A 24,850-nucleotide genomic window follows, 5' to 3' on the forward strand; every position below is an offset into this window, starting at 1 on the left:
GCATGAGCCAGACCCCGGACAGCGCCGTCCACGCGTACATCGAACGACACCGCGCCGCCTTCCTCGACGACCTCGCCGCGTGGCTGCGCATCCCGTCCGTGTCCGCCCAGCCGGAGCACGCCCCCGATGTCCGCCGCAGCGCCGACTGGCTCGCCGCGAAACTGACCGCGACCGGCTTCCCGGTGGCCGAGGTCTGGCCCACCGCCGGCGCCCCGGCCGTCTACGCCGAATGGCCCTCGGACGACCCCGGGGCCCCCACCGTGCTGGTCTACGGCCACCACGACGTCCAGCCCGCCGCCCGCGAGGACGGCTGGGACACCGACCCCTTCGAGCCCGTCGTCCGCGGGAACCGCCTCCACGCGCGCGGGGCCGCCGACGACAAGGGCCAGGTGTTCTTCCACACACTCGGCGTCCGCGCCCACCTCGCCGCGACCGGCCGTACCGCCCCGGCCGTCCACCTCAAGCTGCTGATCGAGGGCGAGGAGGAGTCCGGCTCCCCGAACTTCCGCGCCCTGGTCGAGGAGCACGCCGGCCGGCTCGCCGCCGACGCCGTGATCGTCTCCGACACCGGCATGTGGTCCGAGGACACCCCCACGGTGTGCACCGGCATGCGCGGCCTCGCCGAGTGCGAGATCCGGCTGTACGGCCCCGACCAGGACATCCACTCCGGCTCCTTCGGCGGCGCCGTGCCCAACCCGGCCACCGCCGCCGCCCGCCTGGTCGGCGCCCTGCACGACGAGCACGGGCGCGTGGCCGTCCCCGGCTTCTACGACGGCGTCGTGGAGCTGACCGGGCAAGAGCGCGCCCTGTTCGCCGAGCTGCCCTTCGACGAAGCCGAGTGGCTGCGCACCGCCAAGTCGCACGCGGCGCACGGCGAGGCCGGGTACAGCACCCTGGAGCGCATCTGGGCCCGCCCGACCGCCGAGGTCAACGGCATCGGCGGCGGCTACCAGGGCGCCGGCAGCAAGACGATCATCCCCTCCTCGGCCGTGGTGAAGCTGTCCTTCCGGCTGGTCGCCGGGCAGGACCTCGGCGCCGTCGAGAAGGCCGTGCAGGACTGGGCCGAGCGGCAGGCGCCCGCCGGAATCCGGCTGGAGACCGACTTCAGCCCGGGCACGCGCCCGTGCCTCACCCCGCTCGACCACCCCGCGCTGCAGTCCGTCGCCCGCGCGATGGGCCGGGCCTTCGGCAAGCCGGTGCGGTTCACCCGGGAAGGGGGCTCCGGCCCCGCCGCCGACCTCCAGGAGGTGCTCGGCGCCCCGGTCCTCTTCCTCGGCATCTCCGTCCCCTCCGACGGCTGGCACGCGCCCAACGAGAAGGTCGAGCTGGACCTGCTCTTCAAGGGCGTCGAGACCAGCGCCCACCTGTGGAGCGACCTCGCCGAGAACTGGCGCCCCGCACCCCGCTGAACAGCCGCCGTTCGGGAACGGCACCGCGCGCCGGGCACACTGGAAGGACCGCCCGGCCCGGCCGCCCCCGCCCGGCCGCGGTGCCCCTGATCCGTGTCCCACCGAACCGCCCGTTGAACCGACCGTTCCATTGGGGGAGTTGGAAGCACCAGTGACCACCCGGACCGACCACACCGCTGACCGACCCATCTCGCTCACCGCCCCGAGCGGCATCGACCGAGCCGCCCACCACCGGCTCGACGAAGCCTGGCTCGCGGCGGCGTGGAGCCACCCCACGACCCGCTGCTTCGTGGTCTCCGGCGGCCAGGTGCTCATCGACGAGACGCCCGACGGGCGCACCGAACTCGTCATGACCCCCTCCTTCGAGGCCCCTCTCACCGAGGCGCACCGCTACTTCCTGGGCGAGGACGAGGACGGCGTCAGCTACTTCGCGCTCCAGAAGGACTCCCTGCCCGGCCGCATCGACCAGTCCGCACGCCCCGCCGGGCTGCGCGAGGCGGGCCTGCTGCTCTCCCCGCGCGACGCCGGGCTGATGGTGCACGCGGTCGGCCTGGAGAACTGGCAGCGCACCCACCGCTTCTGCTCCCGCTGCGGCGAGCGCACCGTCATCGCCGCCGCCGGGCACATCCGGCGCTGCCCGGCCTGCGGCGCCGAGCACTACCCGCGCACCGACCCGGCGGTGATCATGGCGGTCACCGACGGCCAGGACCGCATCCTGCTCGGCCGCCAGGTGCACTGGCCCGAGGGCCGCTTCTCCACGCTGGCCGGCTTCGTCGAGCCCGGCGAGTCCATCGAGCAGTCGGTGCGCCGCGAGGTCTTCGAGGAGGCGGGCATCACGGTCGGCGAGGTCGAGTACGTCGCCAGCCAGCCCTGGCCGTTCCCGTCCAGCCTGATGCTGGGCTTCTTCGCGCACGCCACCTCCACCGAGATCGACGCCGACGGCGAGGAGATCGAGGAGGCCCGCTGGTTCTCCCGCGACGAGCTGGGCGCGGCCTTCGAGTCCGGCGAGGTGCTGCCGCCCTACGGCATCTCCATCGCCGCCCGGCTGATCGAGATGTGGTACGGCAAGCCGCTGCCGACCCGGAGCGCCTTCTAGAGGCTTTCCGGACATGGGAAACCCCGGCCGCCCTGTGCACGGGCGGCCGGGGTTCTCGTAGTTCTGGGGTCAGGCGCCGAGCGCCTGCTTCACCTGGGCGAGGCTCGGGTTGGTCATGACGACCTCGGAGCCACCCCCGGCGGGCACGACGCGCACGGTCGGCACCGTCTGGTTGCCGTCGTTCGCCTTCTCCACGAACGCGGCGGACTCCGGGTCGTGCTCGATGTTGATCTCGGTGAAGGGGATGCCCTCCCGGTCGAGCTGGCCCTTCAGCCGGCGGCAGTAACCGCACCAAGTCGTGCTGTACATCGTCACAGTGCCCTGCATGTCTCGCGCTCCTCAGGCGGCCGGGGGGTACGTCTACGTCGTGCACTGGGCCAACGCGGGAGACCCGACGTGCATTCCCCCGCATGTGATGCCCGCCGCACCGGCCGCTGTGACACCCGCCGCATTAAAACGACTATCGGGCCCCGCCTGTGGACAACCGACGCGACGGTCCCGGCCGACCTGGCAGCATGGCCATGTGACAGCAGCAACGCCCTCCCCTCTCTTCCCGCGGACCCCGGACTCGGCCGACGCGGTGCTCGAAGGGCTCGACCCCGAGCAGCGCGAGGTCGCCACCGCCCTGCACGGGCCGGTGTGCGTCCTGGCCGGAGCGGGCACGGGCAAGACCCGCGCGATCACCCACCGCATCGCGTACGGGGTGCGCTCGGGCCTGCTGACGCCCTCCAGCGTGCTCGCCGTCACCTTCACCAACCGGGCCGCGGGCGAGATGCGCGGCCGGCTCCGCCAGCTCGGCGCCCAGGGCGTGCAGGCCCGCACCTTCCACTCCGCAGCCCTCCGCCAGCTCCAGTACTTCTGGCCGAAAGCGATCGGCGGCGGGCTGCCCCGGCTGGTCGACCGCAAGATCCAGTTGGTCGCCGACGCGGCCGCCGCCTGCGGCCTCCGCCTGGACCGGGGCGAGCTGCGGGACGCCACCGCCGAGATCGAGTGGTGCAAGGTCACCCAGACCGTCCCCGCCGACTATCCGTACGCGGCCGTGAAGGCGGGCCGCGAGACCCCGCGCGACCCGGCCGAGATCTCCCACCTCTACGCGGCCTACGAGAACCTCAAGCGCGACCGCGCCGTCATCGACTTCGAGGACGTGCTGCTGCTCACCGTCGCCGTCCTCCAGGACCGCCAGGACATCGCCGACCAGGTACGCGCCCAGTACCAGCACTTCGTGGTGGACGAGTACCAGGACGTCAGCCCGCTCCAGCAGCGGCTGCTCGAACTCTGGCTCGGCGACCGCGACAGCCTGTGCGTCGTGGGCGATGCCAGCCAGACCATCTACTCGTTCACGGGAGCAACCCCCGACCATCTCCTCGACTTCCGGCTCCGTCACCCCGGCGCCACCGTGGTCAAGCTGGTCCGGGACTACCGCTCCACCCCCCAGGTGGTCCGCCTGGCCAACGGCCTGCTCGCCCAGGCCCACGGCCGCGCCGCCGACCACCGGCTGGAACTGGTCTCCCAGCGCGCCCAGGGCCCCGAACCCGTCTACACCGAGTACACCGACGAGCCCGCCGAGGCCGAGGGCGCCGCCCGCCGCATCCGCGAGCTGATCGCCGCCGGGACCCCGGCCGCCGAGATCGCCGTCCTGTTCCGCACCAACTCGCAGTCCGAGACGTACGAACAGGCACTCGCCGACGCCGGCGTCCCCTACCAGTTGCGCGGTGCGGAGCGCTTCTTCGACCGGCCCGAGGTGCGCAAGGCGGGTGTCGCCCTGCGTGCCGCCGCCCGCTTCGGCGGCAACGACTCGCTGCTGGACGAGGCGGTCGACCTGCCCTCCCAGGTCCGCGCGGTGCTCTCCGGCGAGGGCTGGAGCAGCGAACCCCCGGCCGGATCCGGCGCCGTCCGCGAACGCTGGGAGTCGCTGGCCGCGCTGGTCGCCCTCGCCCACGACTTCGCCGCCGCCCATCCGGGGGCCACCCTGAGCGACCTGGTCGCGGAACTGGACGAACGGGCGTCTGCCCAGCACGCCCCGACCGTCCAGGGCGTCACCCTCGCCTCGCTGCACGCGGCCAAGGGCCTGGAGTGGGACGCCGTCTTCCTGGTCGGCGTCGCCGAGGGCATGCTGCCGATCACCTACGCCAAGACCGACGAACAGATCGAGGAGGAGCGCCGCCTCCTCTACGTCGGCGTCACCCGCGCGCGGGAACGGCTCCACCTCTCCTGGTCCCTCGCCCGCTCGCCCGGCGGCCGGGCGGGCCGCAAACCGAGCCGCTTCCTCGACGGACTGCGCCCCGGCTCCACCGCCACCGTGGGCCGCGCGGCGACCGGCACCGGCGGCGTCGAGCGCGGCACCCTCGGCGGCCTGCCGGCCGCCCCCCGGCGCGCCCAGCGCTCCCCGGCCCGCTGCCGGGTCTGCGGGCGCACCCTCACCGACGCCGGCGAGATGAAACTGATGCGCTGCGAGGACTGCCCCTCCGACATGGACGAGGGCCTGTACGAGCGGCTGCGGGAGTGGCGGGCGGTGGAGGCGGGACAGAGCGGACAGCCGGACTTCTGCGTCTTCACCGACCGCACCCTGATGGCCATCGCCGAGACCCGCCCCGACTGCGCGGCCGAACTCTCCCGCATCCCCGGCGTCCTGGACCGCAAGCTGCGCCGCTACGGCACCGACGTACTGGCCATCTGCGCAGGCCAGGAGGTCGGAACCGACCCCGCGAACGCGGCTGGGACCACTGATCGGAACTCGTCGCAAAAATAGTTTGCGCCCGCGCCAGGAATCCCCATAGGTTCTAGGCACGGAAACGGCGGCCTTCTCGAAGGCTGTGAATCCGTGCTGTACTTCTATATCCGCGGACCGATTCACACCGGTCCCCAAGACGCCGAGAGGAGGCGAGCCCAATGATCAGCATCGAGACCATCATCACCAGCCCGGTCAAACTGACCGATCGTCCGGCCGTCTCCCTGTGCATGCTCGGCGCGCCCTCCCAGGGCACCGGTCTGTCCGGCATCCGTGCCGCCCGTCCGGCCTCCTCGCTGCTCTCCGTGGACCTCCCTGTCCGCGAGCGCAATGAGCGACCGACCAAGGCACTGGCAGCGGTAGAGGCACAGGCGCAGGGCGCCTATGCCTTCGCGGCGGCCGGTGCCGGATTCCGCAAGCAGACGCAGCACCACCAGATGTGGGCCTTCCGTGGGCCAGAACCCTGGAGTGATCCAGCCTGATCGCCGATCAGGCAGGCGCCTTCAGGGCCGCGGAACCCCATCCGGGAACCGCGGCCCTTCTGTTTTCCCCGAACAGGGAGAACACCCCGAAGACGCCTCGGGACAACAAAAGAGAACCCGGTACCCAGCCGACACCCGGTCCACCGACCGGAACGACCAGACGAGGAAAACACCCCGTGCAACTCGAAGCGCACGCCCCGTCAGTACCGCCTTCACAAGCGATCACCCAGCTCGGCTCCACGGAGGACCCCGCCTTGCTCCCCCTCACCGCGCTCACCGCGCTCGACGACGCCATCGAGAACCTCGGCGTGCCCGTCCCCTGCCGTTCCTACGACCCGGAGGTCTTCTTCGCCGAGTCGCCGGCCGATGTCGAGTACGCCAAGTCGCTCTGCCGCACCTGCCCGCTGGTCGAGGCATGCCTCGCCGGGGCCAAGGAGCGCCGGGAGCCCTGGGGCGTCTGGGGCGGGGAGCTGTTCGTCCAGGGCGTCGTCGTCGCCCGGAAGCGGCCGCGTGGCCGCCCGCGCAAGAACCCGGTCACGGCATGAACGTCGCACGCATGCACCCCGCAGGAACGATCGACCGCCCCCTCACGCACGACCCCAAGAAGCAGGCCCCGATGAAGCCGTCCACCAGCGAGCCCACCGGCTCGGCGACCCCAGACCTCGACAACCGCGGCGTGACAGGCTCGCGCCAGACGAACAGGACCCGCGAAATGCAACTCATCCCAGAAGCCCTGGCCCGTGCGCATATGCACGAGCGCCTGCACGACGCCCAGCGGGAGCGCCGGGCCATGAGCCTGGCCACCGCCCGGCGGATGCAGCGCCGGGCGGAGCGCGCCTCCCTGCGTGCCCGCCGTGCGCTCGCCGCCGCCGTCATGCAGTAGGCGCCGCCTTCGACGCGCACTGAGCGCACCCACCCTCGGGGGCCGGTCCGGCCGAACGGACCGGCCCCCGAGGCATGTCCGCCGCCTGGCCTACGCCTCCGCGGCGCGCACCTCCGGCAGGCCCTCCTCCGTTTCCTCCGCTTCCTCGGACTCCAGCCCCTCGGTCTCCAGCGATTCCGCGTCCAACGGTTCCGCGTCCGGGCCGAACCCCGGCAGCCACTCCTCCAGCTCCTCCCGGAGCCGCACCGTCGCGCCCAACTGGCACAGCACACCGATGGTGCTCAGCGTGACCCGGTGGATGAGCAGATAGGACGGCGGCAGATTGAGCTGCTTGCCGAGCTGGTACGCGGGGGAACGGGGGTCGGCCACCCGGGCCGCCTGGCCGCGCATCCACGACCGGGTGAAGGTGAAGGTGTCCACCTGCGCGGGCTCGATGATCGGCAGGAGGTAGTCGAGGACGGCGTCGGGGTCCAGGTCCATGGACTCCTTGATGAACCCCTCCTCGCAGAGCATCTCGTACACCGGCTCGGCGTCCCCGTCCAGCGTCATCCGCAGCGCCACCCCGATGGTCGGGGGAAGCCCGCCGGGGAGCCGGTCGACCGTGCCGAAGTCCAGCACGCCCAGCCGCCAGCCGTCCGCACCGTCGGGGCCCACCGGCAGCAGCCGGAAGTTGCCCGGATGCGGGTCGGCGTGCAGCAGGCCGGTGCGGGCCGGGCCGGAGAAGAGGAAGCGCGCCAGCAGTTGCCCGGCCCGGTCGCGCTGCTCCTCGGTGCCGCCGGAGATGATCTCCGACAGCGGGATGCCGTCGATCCATTCGGTCACCAGCACCTGGTCGCACTGGTGCACCACCGCCGGGACCACCACGTCCGGGTCGTCCGCGAACTCCGCCGCGTGCGCGGCCTGCGCCTGCGCCTCCAGCTCGTAGTCCAGTTCCTCGGAGACCCGGTCCTTCAGCTCCGCGATCAGCGGCTTGATGTCCATGCCGGGGATCAGGGGGCCCAACAGGCGGGCGAACCGGCTCAGTTGACCGAGGTCCGAGAGCAGTGCCTCACCGGCGCCCGGATACTGGACCTTGACCGCCACCTCCCGGCCGTCGTGCCACACCGCCCGGTGCACCTGGCCGATGGAAGCCGCCGCCGAGGGCTTGTCCTCGAACTCCAGGAACAGCTCCCGCCAGTCCTCACCCATCCGCTCCGCCAGCACGGCGTGCACCGTGCGGGTCGGCATCGGGGGCGCCGCCTCCTGCAGCTTGGTCAGCGCGGCACGGTAGGGCCCGGCGACCTCCTCGGGGAGCGCGGACTCGAAGACGGACAGGGCCTGCCCGAACTTCATCGCCCCGCCCTTCAGCTCGCCGAGGACCTTGAAGAGCTGCTCGGCCGTCCGCTGCTGAAGCTCCCGCCCCACCAGCTCGGCCGACTCGCCCACGATCCGCTTGCCCAGCCCCCAGGTGGCCCGGCCGGCGAAGCCGAGCGGGAGCGCGGCGAGCTTCGCGGTCCGGGTGACCGCCTTCCGGGGAAGATCAGACATGCGCCCTCCAAGTCCCTGTCGGCCGCGCCGCGCCGGACTCGCGTCGCCGCTCGGCCGACGGCCGTTGCACCGCCATTGTCGCGCGCGCCGGCCCTCGCGTTGAGGAGTGCTCCCCCTCGGCTTTCTCCCCGGCCCGCGCCGGGGTGCTTCCCCTCCTCCTCTCCTTCGCCCCGCAACCGCATGCCGGATGCGGAGCGACGGGATGAGCGTCCCAGGTCAGCGCCGGTAGGGCTGCCTCCCAGCGGGTGCCGGTGGCCGCCGGTTCGTCCCCGTCGAGGAAGCTCAGGGCGTGCGCCGCGGCGAGGCCCGCGACCGCCGTGGCGAGGGTCAGATCACACGCGCCCACCCGGCGCGCCCGGCCCGAGCGCCACTGGGTGATCAGCCGGGGCCACGCCGCGTCCTCGTCGGTGCGGTGCTGCTGGAGACAGCCCGCGCACCCCGTCCGGCCGGGCAGCACCAGCGGTCCGACGACCCCGGTGCCCTCCACCACACCCGCGTAGAGATGGGGAGTACCGGAGATCATGAACGGCTCGGCGAGGAACGGGTCCGGGGCGTGCACCGCCACCTCGTCGCGCGGGGCGAGGACCACCAGGGACAGACCTGGCTCCTCCTCCGGGCCCGGACCGGAGAGCCTGCCGTGGCGGGTCCGGCGCGGTGGACGGTCCGGTGCCGCACGGCGCACCGCCGTCCGCGCGGCCTCGTCCCGCCGCTCGCCCACCGCCTCCGCCGGAAGTCCGCCCGGCGCCACGTCCCACGGCTGCACCCGGCCCACGTCCCGCACATCGACCTCCCCGACCCCGGCTCCGGACAGCAGCGCCGCCAGCACGGACCCCACCCGGCCCGCACCGAGCACCCGCACCCGCAGGGCACGCCGGGCGGCGAGGCGGGTGAGCGCACCGCCCGGCTCCGCCGTGGTCAGCGACAGCGAGGCGAGGTCGGGACGCAGCCGCTCCAGCGCCTCCCCTCTCTCCCGCAGCGCGGTCGCGGCCGGGGAGCAGTCCCGCGTGTCGTCGAGCAGCCCCGCCCGGCCCAGCCGGCTCACCAGCCGGTCGGCATGACCGTCGGGCAGCTCCATCCGCCGGGCCTCCTCCCGGAGTAATCCCACGTCACGGGTGCCGTCGAGCAGGTCCAGGAAGCTGCCCGTGGCCAGGTCCACCGGGCCCAGAGTGATCGCGTGCGCGGGAGTCATCCCGAACTGCACGGTGCCGAGATCGCGCCAGCCGCGCCGCAGCGCCGGCTTCACCATCGGATGCATCACGGGCCCCCGTCTCCCAGGTCTCGCGCACACCCGGCCGGGCGTGCGTCCTTCTGCCTCTCGTACGTCGGCCGAGCCGGTCGTGCTCGTTCCGACGACTGCCAGCATGGCCGGGGTCCGGAATCCGTGCCGAAAGTTGTCCACAGGGTCGGGGTGATCGTCGTACGAGCTGATTACAAGCGGATTCCGCTGTCCACAGGCCCGGCCCGCTGTCCGCGCCGACGGGTACCTTCGAGACGTGCCCACCGAACCGACCGAACAGCAGCAGCCCGCCGTCCACGGCCCCGTCGAGGTCAGGCGGAGCGACCGGCGCCGCCGGACCGTCTCCGCCTACCGCGAGGGCGACCGCACCATCGTGCTGATCCCCGCCCGCATGTCCAAGGCGGAGGAGCGGCGCTGGGTCACCGCCATGCTCGACCGGCTCGCCGCCAAGGAGGCGAAGCGGAGCGTGCCCGGCGGTGACACCGAACTGGCCGAGCGCGCCGGGCGGCTGTCGGAGCGGTATTTCGAGGGGCGGGCGCGGCCGACTTCGGTGCGCTGGGTGACCAACCAGAACACCCGCTGGGGCTCGTGCACCCCGGCGGAGGGCACGATCCGGCTCTCGCACCGGCTGCGGGGGATGCCCGAGTACGTGGTCGACTACGTGCTCTGCCACGAGCTGGCGCATCTGCTGGTGCCGGGTCATGGCCCGGACTTCTGGCGGCTGTTGGAGGGGTATCCGCGCACCGAGCGGGCGCGCGGCTATCTGGAGGGCGTGGCCGCCACCGCACGGATGCCGGAGGTGCCACCGGATGTGACGGACGACGAGGAGGTGTGAGGTCCGGGCCGCGGTTCTGTACCGGGTCTGTACCGGCTGAGGCCGATGTCGGTATTTGCGGTTAGCCTGACGCGACGTAACTGCTTTCGGGACGGGGGACGGACGTAACGCATGTCCAGGGAATTCCAACGCGGCCACAAGGCCCGGATCAGTGACCTCACCGCGGGTACGGATCTGTACGTGGGCGTGCAGATCTCCGCTCCCGGACTGACCTTCGACATTAGCTGCTTCGGCCTCGACGCCGACGAACGGCTCTCCGACGACCGGTACTTCGTCTTCTTCAACCAGCCGAAGTCGCCCGAGGAGTCCATTCAACTGCTGGGCGCCCAGGCGGGCGACACCGAGTCGTTCCGGGTCACGCTGGACCGGATTCCGGCCGGTATCCACAAGCTGTCCTTCACCGCGACCATCGACGGCGACGGGCAGATGTCCCGGATCGCACCTGGTTATCTGCGGATCGTGGCGGGCGGTGAGGAGGTCGCGCGGTACTCCTTCATCGGCGCGGAGTTCACCACCGAGCGCGCCGTGATGCTCGGCGATCTCTATCTCAAGGACGTCTGGCGGTTCGCCGCGGTCGGGCAGGGCTTCGACGGCGGCCTGGAGGCGCTGCTGAAGAACTTCGGCGGCGAGGTCGCCGAGGAGGAGGCGCCCGCGTCGGCCGAGCCGGAGGCCGCCGCGCCCGCCGCCGCCCCCGGTTTCGCCCCGCCCGCCTTCGCCGTCCCCGCCGGACCGGCCACACCCCCCGCGCCCCAGGCGTTCACCCCGCCTCCGGCGTCGCCCCGGCCCGACGTGCACGCGGCACCCACCCTGGTCGAACCCCTGACCCCGCCCCAGGGCACCGTCCCACCGCCCGGCCCGGCTCCCGCCGCCTTCGGCCACCCCGCCCCGCCGAGCGCACCCCTGCCACCGGGCTACGGCCAGCCCCCGGCCGCGCCGACCCCGCCCGGCTACGGCCAGGCTCCGGGCCAGTCTCCGGCCGCATCGCCTCCGCCCGGCTACGGCCAGCCCCCGGCGGCCCCCGCACCCCCCGGATACAACTCCCCGCCCTCCCACGGCGGCCCGCCGTCCGCCCCCATGCCCCCCGGCTACGGCCAGGTCCCCGGCCAGGGCGGCACCCCCTCCTACGGCGTCCCGCAGGGCGCGCCGCAGGGAGCGGCCGGAGTGGGCGCCGCGCTCCAGAAGTTCAAGGAGGCGCCCACCGGGCAGCGCTGGACCCAGCAGAATCACAAGCTGATCCGCGTCGACCTCGGCGCCGGCGGCCAGCCGGTACTGGCCCGGCAGGGCAGCATGGTGCTCTACCAGGGCAAGGTCGACTTCAGCTACAAGGGCGCCGGAATCACCGGCCGGCTCGTGGGCAACGCCACCGGCCAGGAGATGCAGTTGATGCGCTGCACCGGCCAGGGACAGGTGTTCCTCGCCGACAACTCCACCCATCTCCACCCCGTCGAGCTGCAGGGCGACGCGATCTGCGTCTCCGCGGAGAACGTGCTCGCGTTCGACGAGAGCCTCCAGTACGAGGTCCGCCGTATCGAGGGCCACGGCATTCCCGGCGGCGCGCTGTTCACCATGCAGTTCCAGGGCACCGGCACGCTCGTCGTCAAGACGCACGGCACGCCCGTCGTGCTGCCGGTGACGCCCACGACCTTCGCCGACTGCCACGCGGTGGTCGCCTGGTCGGCCGCCTCGCAGGTGATCGTCTCCAGCCAGGTCCGGATGCGCCGCAACGCCTACGCGGGCGACACGGGGGAGAGCGTGAACCTCCAGTTCCGGGGCGCGCCCGGCAACTTCATCGTCGTCCAGCCGTACGAGGTCTGAGGGAGCCCGTCATGAACCAGCCGCTCGCGGGCTTCGCCCCCGCACCCGTCACCGCCCGCATGGAGAACCACGGCAGCCACATGCTGAAGGTCGCCATGCAGACCGGCAACGACCTCCTCGCACGCGTGGGCTCGATGGTCGCCTACGAGGGCTTCATCCAGTACGAGCCCAACCCGCCCGCCGTCCGCCAGATCGCCCGCGACTGGATGACCGGCGAGGGCGCCCCGCTGATGAAGTGCTCCGGCGACGGCCTGCTTTATCTCGCCGACTACGGCGCCGACGTGGTCGTGATCAACCTGAACGGCGACGGCATCTCCGTCAACGCCACCAACCTGCTCGCCTTCGACGCGGGTCTCACCTGGGGCGTGGAGCGGGTGAAGGGGCTCGCCAAGTTCGCCGGGCAGGGCCTGTGGAACACCAGGATCTCCGGGCAGGGCTGGGTCGCGCTGACCTCGCGCGGTACCCCGATCGTGGTGGACTGCGGGGGCGGCGAGGACGAGACGTACGTCGACCCGGACGCGCTCGTGGCGTGGTCTCCGAACCTCAAGGTGAAGGGCAAGCGCAGCTTCAAGGCGCAGTCATTGATCGGCCGGGGGAGCGGCGAGGCGTACCAGATGGCGTTCTCCGGGCAGGGCATCGTCGTCGTCCAGCCCAGCGAGGACAGCACCGACCGCCTCCGGTTCCGGGGCTGAGGGGGAGCACAGACACCATGCAGAGCCCGCTTTTCGCGCACAACGACCTTCAAACCCAGGAGCGTTGGAGCCTGCAGAATGCGCAGATGCTCCGTGTCGCCCTGGAGGGCCAGGACGACCTGCTGGCCCGCAAGGGCGCCATGGTCGCCTACCAGGGCCTGGTCGAGTTCGACGCCGAGTACCGCAGCCAGGGCCAGCGCCGGGCGCGGGCCCACACCGGCGAGGGCCTGGACCTGATGCGCTGTCACGGCCAGGGCACCGTCTACCTCGCCAACCTCGGCCAGCACGTCCATCTGCTGGACGTGGAGCAGGAGGGGCTGACCGTCGACAGCTCCTATGTCCTCGCCATGGACTCCTCGCTGCACCACGAGGTCATCGCCGTGGACAGCCTCTACGGCATCTCCGGCTCCGGGAAGTACCAGCTCAACATCACCGGCCGCGGCAAGGTCGCCCTGATGACCTCGGGCACGCCCCTGCTGATGCAGGTCACGCCGGACCGGTACGTCAACTGCGACGCGGACGCCATCGTGGCCTGGTCCACCTCGCTGCGGGTGCAGATGCAGGCCCAGACCCACTCGTCCGGGGTGTGGCGGCGGCGCGGCAGTACCGGGGAAGGCTGGGAGCTGAGCTTCATGGGCTCCGGCTTCGCCCTGGTCCAGCCCAGCGAGCTGCTGCCGCCCCAGCACGCGCAGATAGGCGGCGGAGTCGCGGCCCAGTTCGGCATGGGCCAGCAGGGCGCGCGCGGCCAGAACCAGGGCAACGTCTGGAGCTAGACGGCGCGACGAGCGCAGCAGGGCGAACGTAAGGGGCGCCCACAGTGGCGGGCACCCCTTACACGTTCAGAACACGAACACGTTCAAAGCCGCGCCCGCGTAGCCTCCAGCAGCCGTACCACCGACTCGTCCGCCACGTCGGCGACTTCGTCGTAGCCGAACCACCGCAGGTCCAGTGACTCGTCGCTGATCGCCTGCTCGGCGCCGCGCGGGGCCAGCACCGCGTACTGCACGTCGAGGTGCCAGTGGCAGGGGGCCGGGATCGGGTGGCGGTCCAGGCGGACCGGGCCGCCGGGGAGCAGGGTCAGCCCGGCGATGCCGGACTCCTCCGTCGCCTCGCGCAGGGCCGCGCCCGCCATGGAGATGTCGCCCGGCTCGCAGTGCCCGCCCATCTGGAGCCACATCCGCAGCTTCTTGTGCAGGGTGAGCAGCACACGCTTGTGCTCCGGGTCGATCACCAGCGCGCTGGCCGTGAGGTGACCCGCGTCGCAGGACCGCCAGATGCCGTCCGGGTGGGCGGCGAGATGGGCCTGGTAGGTGTCACGCAGGTCGGGCTGGCCCTCGTACCCCTTGAGCACGAGGACCGCGTCGTCGTACAGGCTCACTCGCTCTTGTCGTCCTTGCCCTCATCACCCTGGTCGCCCGCAGCGCCCTCGGTGCCCTTGGCGCCCTCGTCCTTCTTCAGGTCGGGCTTCCCCGCGCCGCCGCCGGCCGCCTCGCCGAGCATCTTGTCCAGCTCGGAGAAGTCCATCTGCTCGCGGTGGACGAAGCCGTCCGGGTCGTCGAGGTCGGTGGCCGTCGGCAGCATGTCCGGGTGGTGCCACAGGTCGTCCCGGCCGTCGACCCCGCGCGCGTCGGTGAGCGAGGCCCACAGGCGGGAGGCGTCGCGCAGCCGGCGCGGGCGCAGCTCCAGACCGATCAGCGTGGCGAAGGTCTGCTCCGCCGGACCGCCGCTCGCGCGACGGCGGCGCAGCGTCTCGCGCAGCGCGTCGGCGGAGGACAGCCGCGGCTTCGCGGCCGCGTGGACCACCGCGTCCACCCAGCCCTCGACCAGCGCGAGCGCGGTCTCCAGCCGGGCCAGGGCCGCCTTCTGCTCGGGCGTGTCCTCGGGCTGGAACATGCCCTGCTGGAGCGCGTCCTGAAGCTGCTCGGGGTTCTGCGGGTCGAACTGGCCGACCACGTCCTCCAGCTTGGCGGTGTCGACCTTGATGCCGCGCGCGTACCCCTCGACCGCGCCGAACAGGTGCGAGCGCAGCCACGGCACATGGGCGAAGAGGCGCTGGTGGGCCGCCTCGCGCAGGGCGAGGTACAGCCGCACCTCCTCCATGGGGACGCCCAGGTCCTTGCCGAACGCCTCCATGTTGACCGGAAGCAGCGCGGCCTTGCCCGCCGGGCCCAGCGGCAGGCCGATGTCGGTGGAGCCGACGACCTCGCCCGCGAGCACGCCCACGGCCTGCCCGATCTGGGTGCCGAACATGGCGCCGCCCATCGAGCGCATCATGCCGATCAGCGGGCCCGCCATGGCCTGCATCTCCTCGGGCAGGACGTCGCCCATGGCCGCGCCGACCCGCTCGGCGACCGGGTCGACCAGTTCCTTCCAGGCCGGCAGGGTCGCCTCGACCCACTCCGCGCGGGACCAGGCCACGGAGGTGTTGGCGCCGGAGGGCAGCGAGGTGGCGTCGTCCAGCCACAGGTCGGCCAGGCGCACGGCCTCCTGGACCGCGGAGCGCTCGGACGGGCCGACGCTCGCGTCCTTGACGCCGTCCTGGGTGCCCTGGGCGACCGTCTGGCGGGCGATCTGCTTGGCCATGTCCCAGTTCACCGGGCCGCCCTCGTAGGAGAGCATCTGGCCGAGCTGCTGGAACGCCGCGCCCAGGTCGTTGGGGTTGAGGGAGCCGAACATCGCGGCGAGCGGGTTGTCGGCGCCGGGACCGCCAAAGCCCCCGGCTCCCGGCAGACCGCCGAAACCGAACGGGTTGGCCGGTCCCTGCTCACCACCGCTCTGCTGGTCCTTCTTCTTGCCCTCGTCGCCGTCGTCCGGCTCCTCCGGCGGAAGGCCGAATCCGAATGGGGTGTCACTCACGGGGTTCCTCGGCTGGTAAGGCCACCGGTTCTCTCCGGCGGCGCGGCTGCCCGACTTCACCACCCAGCGTAGACACCCGGACCGGATAGGGCCTCGGTGCTTCGCCCACAGATGGGCTGCGGCAGGATGGATGCACCTGGTACGGGCGCGTCGTCCGCGCTCGTACTGAAGACAACCGCTGGAGACGCCCGGTGAGTTCCCCAGATCCGCAGGTTCGCGCAGCGCGAAACCCCTCATCTCCGCCCGCATCGCCCTCGCCCGCGGTGCGCGGGCCCGTCGTCGCGGTGACCGGCGCCGCCACCGGGATCGGCGCGCTGCTGACCGAGCGGCTCGCGGCCTCGGAGGAGATCCGGCAGGTCGTGGCCATCGACGAGCGGCGCGGGGAGTGCGCCGAGGCCGAGTGGCACATCCTGGACGTGCGGGACCCGGCCATCGCGGAGAAGCTGCGCGGCGCCGACGTCGTCGTGCACCTCGCGCTCGACCTGGACCTGGGCAGCGACGCGGCCGCCCGCACCGCCTACAACGTGCGCGGCACCCAGACCGTGCTCACCGCCGCGGCCGCCGCCGGGGTGCACCGGGTCGTGCTGTGCACCTCCGCCATGGTCTACGGCGCCCTGCCGGACAACGAGCTGCCGCTCTCGGAGGACGCCGAGCTGCGCGCCACCGCCGAGGCCACCGGGGTCGCCGACCTGCTGGAGATCGAGCGCCTGGCCCGCCGCGCGCCCCGCGCGCACCCCGGCCTGAACGTCACCGTCGTACGCCCCGCCCTGCTGGTCGGCGGCACCGACACCGCGCTGACCCGGTACTTCGAGTCGCCCCGGCTGCTGGTGGTCGCGGACTCGCGGCCCGCCTGGCAGTTCTGCCACGTCGACGACCTGTGCTCGGCGCTGGAGTACGCCGTGCTGGAGAAGGTCGACGGAGAACTCGCCGTCGGCTGCGACGGCTGGCTGGAGCAGGAGGAGGTCGAGGAGCTGAGCGGCATCCGGCGCATGGAGCTGCCCTCCGCGGTCGCCCTCGGCGCCGCCGCCCGGCTGCACCGGATCGGGCTCACCCCGTCCCCGGCGGGCGACCTGGCGTACACGATGTACCCCTGGGTGGTCAGCGGGAGCCGGCTGCACGCGGCCGGGTGGCGACCCCGCTGGACCAACGAGGACGTGCTCGCGGAGCTGCTGGAAGAGGTCTCCGGCCGGCACACCGTCGCCGGGCGCAGGCTCGGCCGCAAGGACGCCACCGCGGCCGGCGCGGCGGGCGCGACCGTGGCCCTGCTCGGCGCGGCGGCCGTGGTCCGCCGGGCCCGCAAGGCACGGCGCCGCATCTGAGCCACCCCGCACCCCGCGCCCCCCACAGCCGAGCGCCCCGCACCCCCACCCGGCCGAGCGTCGCATTCCGCCTCCCGAGAGGTGTGCGGCACCATGGAGACATGGCACTCACGAACGAACACCCCGGTGAGCAGGCGGCTCCCAGCCCCATCCGGCTGATCGGCATCCGGGACACGCCCCTCTCCGTGGACGAGGTGTTCGCCGCGCTCGGGGACGAGGCGGCGGGCGGGATCTCGCTGTTCGTGGGCACCGTGCGCAACCACGACGGGGGCGCGGACGTCGACGCCCTCGGCTACTCCTGCCACCCCTCCGCCGCCGACGAGATGCGGCGGGTCGCGGAGAAGGTCGTCGCGGAGTACCCGGTGCGCGCCCTGGCGGCCGTCCACCGGGTGGGTGACCTGGCCGTCGGCGACCTCGCCGTCGTCGTCGGCGTGTCGTGCCCGCACCGGGCCGAGGCGTTCGCGGCCTGCCGGAAGCTCATCGACGACATCAAGCACGAGGTGCCCGTCTGGAAGCACCAGCGCTTCTCCGACGGCACCGAGGAGTGGGTCGGCGCCTGCTGACGGCGGTGACGTTCGGCCCATCGGGTGCTCCGGTTGCGTAACCGCCCCCCGCGCGTGAGCGTTGTCCCTGCGAATGGTTAATCTGCTGATCACTCAGTTCGCAGCGGACACTCATGGGGTTGGGAGGTCGGCATGGCGGTGCTCGTCTGGTTGCTGATTCCGTTCATCGCCGCGGTCGCGGCCGGTCTGTGGGGAAGCTGGGCCAACCGGACCCGCAGGACCCGCGGGGACGGCCCGGAACTCGACGGCTACGCGCGCTTCCGCGAGGCCATGGAGAAGTCCCACACGGGCGCTCCCGGCGCTTGACGGGGGTGCCCTGACGGGGCGCCGACACACGTGTCCCGTACTGTCGTGCCATGCCACGCCGTACCGCGACGATGCTCGCGTCCACCCTGATGCTGATCGCGCTGCTCTGCGCGGGAGTGCTCATCCCCGTGCCGTACGCGGAGATGTCGCCGGGGCCGACCGTGAACACGCTCGGGGACCACGACGGCGAGCCGGTGCTCCAGGTCTCGGGCCACCGCACCTATCCGGCCGACGGTCACCTGAACATGACGACCGTCCGGGTGACCAGCGCGGACTTCCGGATGAACCTGGTCGAGGCGGTCTACGGCTGGCTGGCGCACGACACCAAGGTCGTCCCGCACGACACGCTCTACCCGGACGGCAAGACCGAGGAGCAGTCGACGCAGGAGAACGCCGAGGAGTTCAGCCAGTCCCAGGAGAGCGCCAAGGTCGCCGCCCTGAAGGAGCTGCACATCCCGGTGACGTCCTGGGTGATCGTCTCCACGGTGATCAAGGACTCCCCGGCCGAGGGCAAGCTGCACGCGGGTGACGTGATCAAGGCCGTGGACGGCACCGAGGTCAAGCAGCCGTCCGACGTGGCCAAGCTGGTCACCAAGCACAAGCCGGGCCAGAAGGTCGTCTTCACGGTCGTCCCCGCCAAGGAGCAGGCGGCCGCCGAGAAGGCGCACCGGACGGCGACCAAGACGCAGGACGTGAAGATCACGACCACCGACTCCGACGACAAGGGCGCCCACCGGGCCATCGTCGGGATCTCCGCCGGGACCGACCACACCTTCCCGTTCACCATCGACATCAAGCTCGCCGACGTCGGCGGCCCCAGCGCCGGCCTGATGTTCTCGCTCGGCATCTACGACAAGCTCACCCCGGGCAGCCTCACCGGCGGCAAGTTCATCGCGGGCACCGGCACCATCGACGACGACGGCACGGTCGGCCCCATCGGCGGCATCGAGATGAAGACGGTCGGCGCGCGCGCCAAGGGCGCCCAGTACTTCCTGACCCCGGCCGACAACTGCGCCTCCGCCGCCAAGGACACCCCGAGCGGCCTCACCCTCGTCAAGGTGAAGAAGATCGGCGACGCCCTGGACGCCCTCAAGGACATCCGCGAGGGCCGCACCGCCGACCTGCCGAAGTGCACCACCAAGGGCTGAGAACGGCCGCCACGCGCGCGGGGACTTCCCCGCGCGCGTAGACAGTACGAAGATCAGTCGGCGAACGTCGCCGCCAGCGCCTCCGCCAGCCCCGGCACCAGGTCGGGACCGGTCAGCACCTCGGTAGCGGAGTCCTTCTCCCGCAGCCTGATCGCCGACTCGCGGTTGCCGTCGCGCAGCACCGCCACCGTCATCCGCACCTCCTGGCGCTCCGGACGCGCGGCCACCCACTTGGCCAGCTCGGCGTCGCTGAGCCCCTGCGGGACCTGCGTGTCGACGGAGGAGGGCAGCATCAGGCGCTCCACGGTGAGCGCGCAGCCGACCACCGCGTCCGGCCAGGCGATGGTGGCGAGGAACTCGTCGAGCGCCTTGTCGGCAGGCACCTCGTCCTGCTCGATCGGGGTGAAGCCGGTGGCGCCGGTCTCCTCGTCCAGGCCGAGCTGGGCCGCGAGGGAGGGTTCCTGGGTGCGCAGACGCGCGGTGTCGACGAGGGCGAAGAGGCGGGCCGGCTGGTCCCAGCCGAGGCCGGACGCGTACTCGTCGATCTCGAGTACGGCCCGGGTGAGCGGGCTCGCCGCCATGGGAGTGTTGGACATGGTCACAATCCTGCCTCGTTCCTGGCCGAAATCGGGAACCGAGTAAACCGTGAGTAAGTTGCATAGGTGGGGGCCCGCGATCACAGGGGGCCACCAAGGGCCCGCGAACACGAGGGTCTGACGGATCGACAGCGACTTCGAGGTGCGCACCTTGGCTTTCCAGATGCCGGACCGCGGCGGAGGCCCGACGGGGCCACGGATCAGGGCGGGCCGACCGTCCCGGCGGGTGAGGACCCTGCTCGTCACCCTGGGCGTCCTGGCCGCCCTCGGCATGGCCTTCACCATGTTCGCCGGTTTCTGGACGGACTGGCTCTGGTACCGGTCGGTGCACTACTCGTCGGTCTTCACCACCACCCTGTGGACGAAGATCGGGCTGTTCTTCGTCTTCGGTCTGCTGATGGCCCTGGCGGTGGGCTTCAACATCTGGCTCGCGCACCGGATGCGGCCCCCGCTGAGTGCCATGTCGATGGAGCAGCAGAGCCTCGACCGGTACCGGATGGGGATCGCGCCGTACAAGACCTGGCTGCTGCTCGCCGTCACCGCGCTGGTCGGCCTCATCGCCGGCGCCTCGGCGGCCGGCCAGTGGCGGGTCTGGCTGATGTGGGTCAACGGCGTGCCGTTCCACCAGAAGGACCCCCAGTTCCACCGGGACGTCTCCTTCTACGCCTTCGACCTGCCCTGGTACCGCTTTCTGCTGGCCTTCGGCTTCGCCACGGCCATCCTGTCGCTGATCGCCGCCGCGCTCACCCACTACCTGTACGGCGGACTGCGCGTCACCAGCCCCGGCTCGCGCGCCTCGGCCGCCGCGACCGGTCATCTCTCGGTGCTGCTCGGCGTCTTCGTCTCCCTGAAGGCCGTCGCCTACTGGCTCGACCGGTACGGCCTCGCGGTGAAGTCCAGCGACTTCCGGGCGACCGGCAACTGGACGGGTCTGCGCTATGTGGACGCCAACGCCTATCTGCCCGCCAAGAACATCCTGTTCTTCATCGCCGTCATCTGCGCGCTGCTGTTCTTCGCCACCCTGTGGCGGCGCACCTGGCAGCTCCCGGTCATCGGCTTCGGTCTGATGGTGCTCTCCGCGGTCCTGATCGGCGGCCTCTACCCGGCCATCGTGCAGAAGTTCCAGGTCCAGCCCAACGAGCAGGCCAAGGAAGCCCCGTACGTCCAGAAGAACCTCAAGGCGACCCGCGAGGCGTACGGCATCGACCACACCCAGGTCAGCGAGTACTCCGGCAAGGCCGCGACGGACGACAAGACCAAGCTGCGCGACCAGGTCGGCCAGACCGCCAGCATCCGCATCATGGACCCGAACGTGGTCTCGCCCACGTTCCAGCAGCTCCAGCAGATCCGGAACTACTACGGCTTCCCGACCAACCTGGACGTCGACCGGTACCCCACCAAGGACGGCAAGGAGCAGGACACCGTCCTCGGCCTGCGTGAGCTGAACCTCAACGGCATCCCGAAGAACAACTGGATCAACGACCACTTCCGCTACACCCACGGCTACGGCGTGGTCGCCGCCAAGGGCACCGAGTCCGACGACAAGGGCCGCCCGGTCTTCACCGAGAAGAACCTGCCCTCCAAGGGCGACCTCGGCGAGTACCAGCAGCAGGTCTACTACGGCGAGAAGACCACCACGTACTCCATCGTCGGCGGTCCCCAGAAGGAGATCGACTACTCCGACGACGAGGGCGAGAAGACCACCAGCTACCAGGGCAAGAGCGGCGTCAACCTGGACAGCCCGATCAACCGGGCGGCGTACGCGGTGGCGTTCAACGAGCCGCAGATCCTCTACTCCGGGGCGATCGGCGACGGTTCGCGCATCCTGTACAACCGCACGCCCAAGGACCGCGTCGAGGCCGTCGCGCCCTGGCTGACCATCGACGGCGACGCCTACCCGGCCGTGGTGGACCACCGCATCCAGTGGATCGTGGACGCCTACACGACCAGCAACGGCTATCCGTACGCCTCGCGCACCACGCTCGGGGACACCACGGCCGACTCGCTGACCGCGACCAACAACTCCCGTGCGGTGGTGGCCCAGCAGAACCAGGTCAACTACATCCGCAACTCCGTCAAGGCGACCGTCGACGCCTACACCGGTGACGTCAAGCTCTACCAGTGGGACTCCGCCGACCCGGTGCTCAAGACGTGGATGAAGGCGTTCCCCGGCACGGTGAAGCCCCGCTCGGCCATCAGCGCGGAGCTGATGGCCCATCTGCGGTACCCGCAGGACCTGTTCAAGGTCCAGCGCGAGCTGCTCACCCGGTACCACGTGACCAACGCGCAGACGTTCCTCAGCGGCAGCGAGGTGTGGCAGGTCCCGGACGACCCGTCCAACGACTCGCGCGACTCGGTCCCGCCGTACTACCTGAGCATGAAGATGCCGGACCAGAAGCAGCAGGTCTTCTCGCTGACGACGACCTTCACACCGAACGGCCGGGACAACCTGAGCGCGTTCATGGCCGTCGACTCCGATCCGCGCGCCAGCGACTACGGCAAGATCAGAATCCTGAAGCTGCCGACCAGCACCACGGTCGACGGCCCCAAACAGGTGCAGAGCCAGTTCAACTCCGAACCGTCCATCGCGGAGACGATCAGCCTGCTGAGCCGGGGTCACTCCCAGGTGGAGTACGGCAACCTGCTCACCGTCCCGCTGGACGGCGGCCTGCTGTACGCGGAGCCGGTGTACGTGCGCGGCGGCACGCTGAAGTACCCGCTGCTGCGCAAGGTGCTGGTGACCTACGAGGGCCGGACCGCCTTCGAGGACACGCTCGACCAGGCGCTGGACAAGGTCTTCGGGGTCAAGGGCTCCGAGCCGCCGAAGACCGGCACCACCGAACCGCCGGCCTCCACCAACCCGACGGTCCGCCAGGCCCTGGAGGACGCCCAGAAGGCGTACGACGCCGGGCAGGAGGCCCTCAAGTCCGGTCCGGACTGGGACGCCTACGCCAAGGCGCAGAAGGACCTCCAGGACGCGCTCAAGAAGGCCGAGGACGCCCAGTCCGCGGCGGACAAGCCCCGGACCAGCGGCGACTGACCGGACCCGCCCCCGCGCCGTGCTAGAGTTGTGCACACAACGGCGCGGGGTGGAGCAGCTCGGTAGCTCGCTGGGCTCATAACCCAGAGGTCGCAGGTTCAAATCCTGTCCCCGCTACTGAAAACGAAGGCCCGGATCTCATCGAGATCCGGGCCTTCGTGATGTGCGAACTCATGTCCTGCGCGTTTCATCGGCCGCGCCGCCGCCCGGAGTTGGGCCAACTGTGTTTGACTTGTCTCTCTGTGGGCATGTCGACAAAACGCTGAAGTGACCTCACGGGCTGCGGTACACCGGGTGTACCCAGGTTGCAGGTGGTGCGACGATGGACGTTATGGGGGACAAGGCAACTCTGTTCGAGACAGGGCGATTTGTGCAGCCTTCGGGTGAGGAACCGTCCCGCGACGTGGACGAGATGGGGGAGGACGCCGAGGAGGTGCGCCTCGGGATGGCGGCGCGCACCGGCGACGCCGAGGCCGCCAGCGTCCTCGGGGCCATGCTGCTGCGCCGCGGCGACCTCGACGCGGCCGAACCCCAGCTCCGTGCCGCCGCGTCCGCCGGTGACCGGCCCGCCGCCAACAACCTGGGCGTCCTGCTGCACCAGCGCGGGTACGCCGACGAGGCCGCCGACTGGTGGCGGATCGCCGCCGTCGCCGGCTCGGCCGCGGCCGCGCACGCGCTCGGCCGCCACCACCGCGAGCGCGGCGACGAACCCGCCGCCGAGTACTGGCTGCGCCAGTCCGCCGAGCAGGGCCATGTGCTCGGCGCCTACGCCCTCGCCGACCTGCTGGAGCACCGCGGCGACTCCCGCTCCGCGTACTGGATGCGCGCCGCCGCCGAGCGCGGCCACCGCGAGGCCGCCTACCGGCTCGCCCGCTCCCTGGACGGCGGCGACACCGAGCCCGGCATGGGGCGCGAGGAGGAGGCCGGTGCGGCGAAGGCGTCCACCGAGGCCGAGCAGTGGTACCGCCAGGCCGCCGCACGCGGCCACCGCCGGGCCGCGCTGCACCTCGGCGCCATCCTGGAGAAGCGCGGCGAGCTGAAGGAGGCCGGGCGCTGGTACCTCACCTCCGCCAAGGACGGCGAGGCCCGAGCCGCCTGCGCGCTCGGCTTCCTGCTGCGCGACGCGGGGGACACCGAGAGCGCGGCCGTGTGGTGGCTGCGCGCCGCCCAGGACGGCGACGGCAACGCGGCCAACGCGCTGGGCGCCCTGCACGCCGAGCGCGGCGAGACCCAGACCGCCGAGCGCTGGTACCGGGCCGCGCTGGACGCCGGGGATGACAACGGCGCCTACAACCTCGGGCTGCTCTGCGCCGAGCAGGGCCGCACCGCCCAGGCCGAGCAGTGGTACCGGCGCGCCGCCTACGCGGGCCACCGGGAGGCGGCGAACGCGCTGGCCATCCTGCTGCTGCGGGGCGGCGACACCAGCGGCGCCGAGCCCTGGTTCTCCAAGGCCGCCGAGGCCGGCAGCGTGGACGCCGCGTTCAACCTGGGCATCCTGCACGCGGGCCGCGACACCGCGGAGGACAGCGAGGCCGCGGTGCGCTGGTACGAGCGGGCGGCCGCCGCCGGGCACACCGAGGCCGCCCTCCAGGTGGGCATCGCCCGGCTGCGCGAGGGCGACGAGCAGACCGCCGAGCGCCATCTGCGGTGCGCGGCCGGCGGCGGCAGCGCGGAGGCCGCGTACCGGCTGGCCACCGTGCTGGACGCGCGCCGTCCGCCGGAGCCCGCGCACGAGCTGGGCGAGAGCGTGCACGACAAGACCGAGTGCGAGGAGTGGTACGAGCGGGCGGCCGGCCAGGGCCACCGGCGCGCCCAGGTGCGGGTCGGCATGCTCGCGGCGGCGCGCGGTGACGTGGTCGAGGCGGCGCGCTGGTACCGGGCGGCCGCCGAGGCCGGGTCCCGCAACGGCGCCTTCAACCTGGGGCTGCTGCTGGCCCGCGAGGGCAGCGAGCCCGAGGCCGCCGTGTGGTGGACCCGGGCCGCCGACGCCGGGCACGGCCGGGCCGCGCTGCGCCTGGCCCTGGTGTACGCGCGCCGGGGCGAGCTGGCCGAGGGACAGCGCTGGGCGGCCCGCGCGATGGAGCTGGGCCCGAAGGAGGTCGGCGAGCGGGCGGCCCGGCTGGAGGGGGCGCTGCGCGAGGAGCTGTCGGCCTGAGCTGGGCGGACGGTGCGCGGAGGGATGCGAGGGAACGGATTTGCCTTCGCGGCCAGGGGTCCCGTAGTGTCGTGTTCACCGACGCGGGGTGGAGCAGCTCGGTAGCTCGCTGGGCTCATAACCCAGAGGTCGCAGGTTCAAATCCTGTCCCCGCTACTGAAGG

The 24,850-nt window shown here is 72.0% G+C and carries 22 protein-coding genes and 2 tRNA genes; 18 read left to right on the forward strand and 6 right to left on the reverse strand.

Going from position 1 to position 24,850, the window contains the following annotated elements:
* Positions 1-2: 2 nt before the first annotated feature.
* Both E5083_RS03135 and nudC read left to right on the forward strand, forming a co-directional pair.
* Positions 3-1,409, forward strand: a complete 1,407-nt coding sequence (locus E5083_RS03135) for a dipeptidase (RefSeq protein WP_135784034.1) — start codon at positions 3-5, stop codon at positions 1,407-1,409.
* A gap of 151 nt (positions 1,410-1,560) precedes the next feature.
* Positions 1,561-2,505, forward strand: a complete 945-nt coding sequence (nudC, locus tag E5083_RS03140; RefSeq protein ID WP_031181100.1) for an NAD(+) diphosphatase — start codon at positions 1,561-1,563, stop codon at positions 2,503-2,505.
* Positions 2,506-2,574: 69 nt separating this feature from the next.
* On the opposite strand, the gene E5083_RS03145 is transcribed toward nudC, so the two are convergent.
* Positions 2,575-2,832 (reverse strand): mycoredoxin, encoded by a 258-nt coding sequence (locus E5083_RS03145; RefSeq protein ID WP_135784035.1) that lies wholly within the window; start codon positions 2,830-2,832, stop codon positions 2,575-2,577.
* Positions 2,833-2,920: 88 nt separating this feature from the next.
* On the opposite strand from E5083_RS03145, the gene E5083_RS03150 reads away from it, so the two are divergent.
* The 4 genes from E5083_RS03150 (at position 2,921) to E5083_RS03165 (ending at position 6,598) form a co-directional block, all read left to right on the forward strand.
* Positions 2,921-5,254, forward strand: a complete 2,334-nt coding sequence (locus tag E5083_RS03150; protein ID WP_244317384.1) for an ATP-dependent DNA helicase UvrD2 — start codon at positions 2,921-2,923, stop codon at positions 5,252-5,254.
* 140 nt (positions 5,255-5,394) lie between these two features.
* A complete protein-coding gene (locus tag E5083_RS03155; RefSeq protein ID WP_135784036.1) occupies positions 5,395-5,715 on the forward strand; it encodes a hypothetical protein in 321 nt (106 codons plus the stop codon).
* A gap of 176 nt (positions 5,716-5,891) precedes the next feature.
* On the forward strand, positions 5,892-6,260 hold the full coding sequence (locus E5083_RS03160; protein ID WP_030807350.1) for a WhiB family transcriptional regulator: 369 nt from the start codon (positions 5,892-5,894) through the stop codon (positions 6,258-6,260).
* Positions 6,261-6,271: 11 nt separating this feature from the next.
* On the forward strand, positions 6,272-6,598 hold the full coding sequence (locus tag E5083_RS03165) for a hypothetical protein (RefSeq protein WP_135784037.1): 327 nt from the start codon (positions 6,272-6,274) through the stop codon (positions 6,596-6,598).
* A 90-nt stretch (positions 6,599-6,688) separates the two neighbouring features.
* Here the strand turns inward: E5083_RS03165 and E5083_RS03170 are convergent, their stop codons facing one another.
* Both E5083_RS03170 and E5083_RS03175 read right to left on the reverse strand, forming a co-directional pair.
* Positions 6,689-8,125 carry an ABC1 kinase family protein gene (locus E5083_RS03170; RefSeq protein WP_135784038.1) on the reverse strand — a complete coding sequence of 479 codons (1,437 nt, stop codon included), beginning with the start codon at positions 8,123-8,125 and terminating at the stop codon, positions 6,689-6,691.
* A complete protein-coding gene (locus tag E5083_RS03175; RefSeq protein ID WP_135784411.1) occupies positions 8,118-9,380 on the reverse strand; it encodes a TOMM precursor leader peptide-binding protein in 1,263 nt (420 codons plus the stop codon). The genes E5083_RS03170 and E5083_RS03175 overlap by 8 nt, the downstream gene beginning before the upstream one ends.
* A 238-nt stretch (positions 9,381-9,618) precedes the next feature.
* Between E5083_RS03175 and E5083_RS03180 the strand changes: the two genes are divergently transcribed.
* The 4 genes from E5083_RS03180 (at position 9,619) to E5083_RS03195 (ending at position 13,477) form a co-directional block, all read left to right on the forward strand.
* A complete protein-coding gene (locus E5083_RS03180; RefSeq protein WP_135784039.1) occupies positions 9,619-10,197 on the forward strand; it encodes a M48 metallopeptidase family protein in 579 nt (192 codons plus the stop codon).
* 111 nt (positions 10,198-10,308) lie between these two features.
* On the forward strand, positions 10,309-12,012 hold the full coding sequence (locus tag E5083_RS03185; RefSeq protein WP_135784040.1) for a TerD family protein: 1,704 nt from the start codon (positions 10,309-10,311) through the stop codon (positions 12,010-12,012).
* Positions 12,013-12,023: 11 nt separating this feature from the next.
* Positions 12,024-12,704, forward strand: coding sequence for an AIM24 family protein (locus E5083_RS03190; RefSeq protein ID WP_030807369.1), 681 nt, complete (start codon positions 12,024-12,026; stop codon positions 12,702-12,704).
* A gap of 17 nt (positions 12,705-12,721) precedes the next feature.
* Entirely contained in the window at positions 12,722-13,477 is a 756-nt protein-coding gene (locus E5083_RS03195) for an AIM24 family protein (RefSeq protein WP_135784041.1), read from the forward strand.
* A gap of 83 nt (positions 13,478-13,560) precedes the next feature.
* On the opposite strand, the gene E5083_RS03200 is transcribed toward E5083_RS03195, so the two are convergent.
* Together E5083_RS03200 and E5083_RS03205 are read right to left on the reverse strand one after the other, a co-directional pair.
* A complete protein-coding gene (locus tag E5083_RS03200; RefSeq protein ID WP_135784042.1) occupies positions 13,561-14,082 on the reverse strand; it encodes an NUDIX hydrolase in 522 nt (173 codons plus the stop codon).
* A complete protein-coding gene (locus E5083_RS03205) occupies positions 14,079-15,560 on the reverse strand; it encodes a zinc-dependent metalloprotease (RefSeq protein WP_135784043.1) in 1,482 nt (493 codons plus the stop codon). The genes E5083_RS03200 and E5083_RS03205 overlap by 4 nt, the downstream gene beginning before the upstream one ends.
* A 191-nt stretch (positions 15,561-15,751) precedes the next feature.
* Between E5083_RS03205 and E5083_RS03210 the strand changes: the two genes are divergently transcribed.
* The 4 genes from E5083_RS03210 (at position 15,752) to E5083_RS03220 (ending at position 18,896) form a co-directional block, all read left to right on the forward strand.
* The gene (locus E5083_RS03210) at positions 15,752-16,879 is read left to right on the forward strand and encodes an SDR family oxidoreductase (RefSeq protein WP_135784044.1); all 1,128 of its coding nucleotides are present in this window, start codon (positions 15,752-15,754) and stop codon (positions 16,877-16,879) included.
* 101 nt (positions 16,880-16,980) lie between these two features.
* On the forward strand, positions 16,981-17,442 hold the full coding sequence (locus E5083_RS03215; RefSeq protein ID WP_030807383.1) for a molybdenum cofactor biosynthesis protein MoaE: 462 nt from the start codon (positions 16,981-16,983) through the stop codon (positions 17,440-17,442).
* 132 nt (positions 17,443-17,574) lie between these two features.
* Positions 17,575-17,748, forward strand: a complete 174-nt coding sequence (locus E5083_RS31075) for a hypothetical protein (RefSeq protein ID WP_165425490.1) — start codon at positions 17,575-17,577, stop codon at positions 17,746-17,748.
* A gap of 50 nt (positions 17,749-17,798) precedes the next feature.
* Entirely contained in the window at positions 17,799-18,896 is a 1,098-nt protein-coding gene (locus E5083_RS03220; protein WP_135784045.1) for a YlbL family protein, read from the forward strand.
* Between the two features lie 53 nt (positions 18,897-18,949).
* Here E5083_RS03220 and E5083_RS03225 read toward each other — a convergent pair whose 3' ends face one another.
* On the reverse strand, positions 18,950-19,498 hold the full coding sequence (locus tag E5083_RS03225; RefSeq protein ID WP_078858411.1) for a PPA1309 family protein: 549 nt from the start codon (positions 19,496-19,498) through the stop codon (positions 18,950-18,952).
* 157 nt (positions 19,499-19,655) lie between these two features.
* Here E5083_RS03225 and E5083_RS03230 point away from each other — a divergent pair, with 157 nt between their 5' ends.
* From E5083_RS03230 to E5083_RS03245, 4 genes are all read left to right on the forward strand, one after another.
* A complete protein-coding gene (locus E5083_RS03230; protein WP_425276692.1) occupies positions 19,656-22,532 on the forward strand; it encodes a UPF0182 family membrane protein in 2,877 nt (958 codons plus the stop codon).
* Between the two features lie 43 nt (positions 22,533-22,575).
* Positions 22,576-22,649: transfer RNA gene (locus E5083_RS03235), tRNA-Met, on the forward strand.
* Positions 22,650-22,854: 205 nt separating this feature from the next.
* A complete protein-coding gene (locus E5083_RS03240; protein WP_208753935.1) occupies positions 22,855-24,687 on the forward strand; it encodes a tetratricopeptide repeat protein in 1,833 nt (610 codons plus the stop codon).
* Between the two features lie 82 nt (positions 24,688-24,769).
* Positions 24,770-24,843 (forward strand) — tRNA-Met (locus tag E5083_RS03245).
* Positions 24,844-24,850 lie beyond the last annotated feature (7 nt).

It is taken from the genome of Streptomyces bauhiniae (genome assembly GCF_004784475.1).
Lineage (GTDB): Bacteria > Actinomycetota > Actinomycetes > Streptomycetales > Streptomycetaceae > Streptomyces > Streptomyces seoulensis.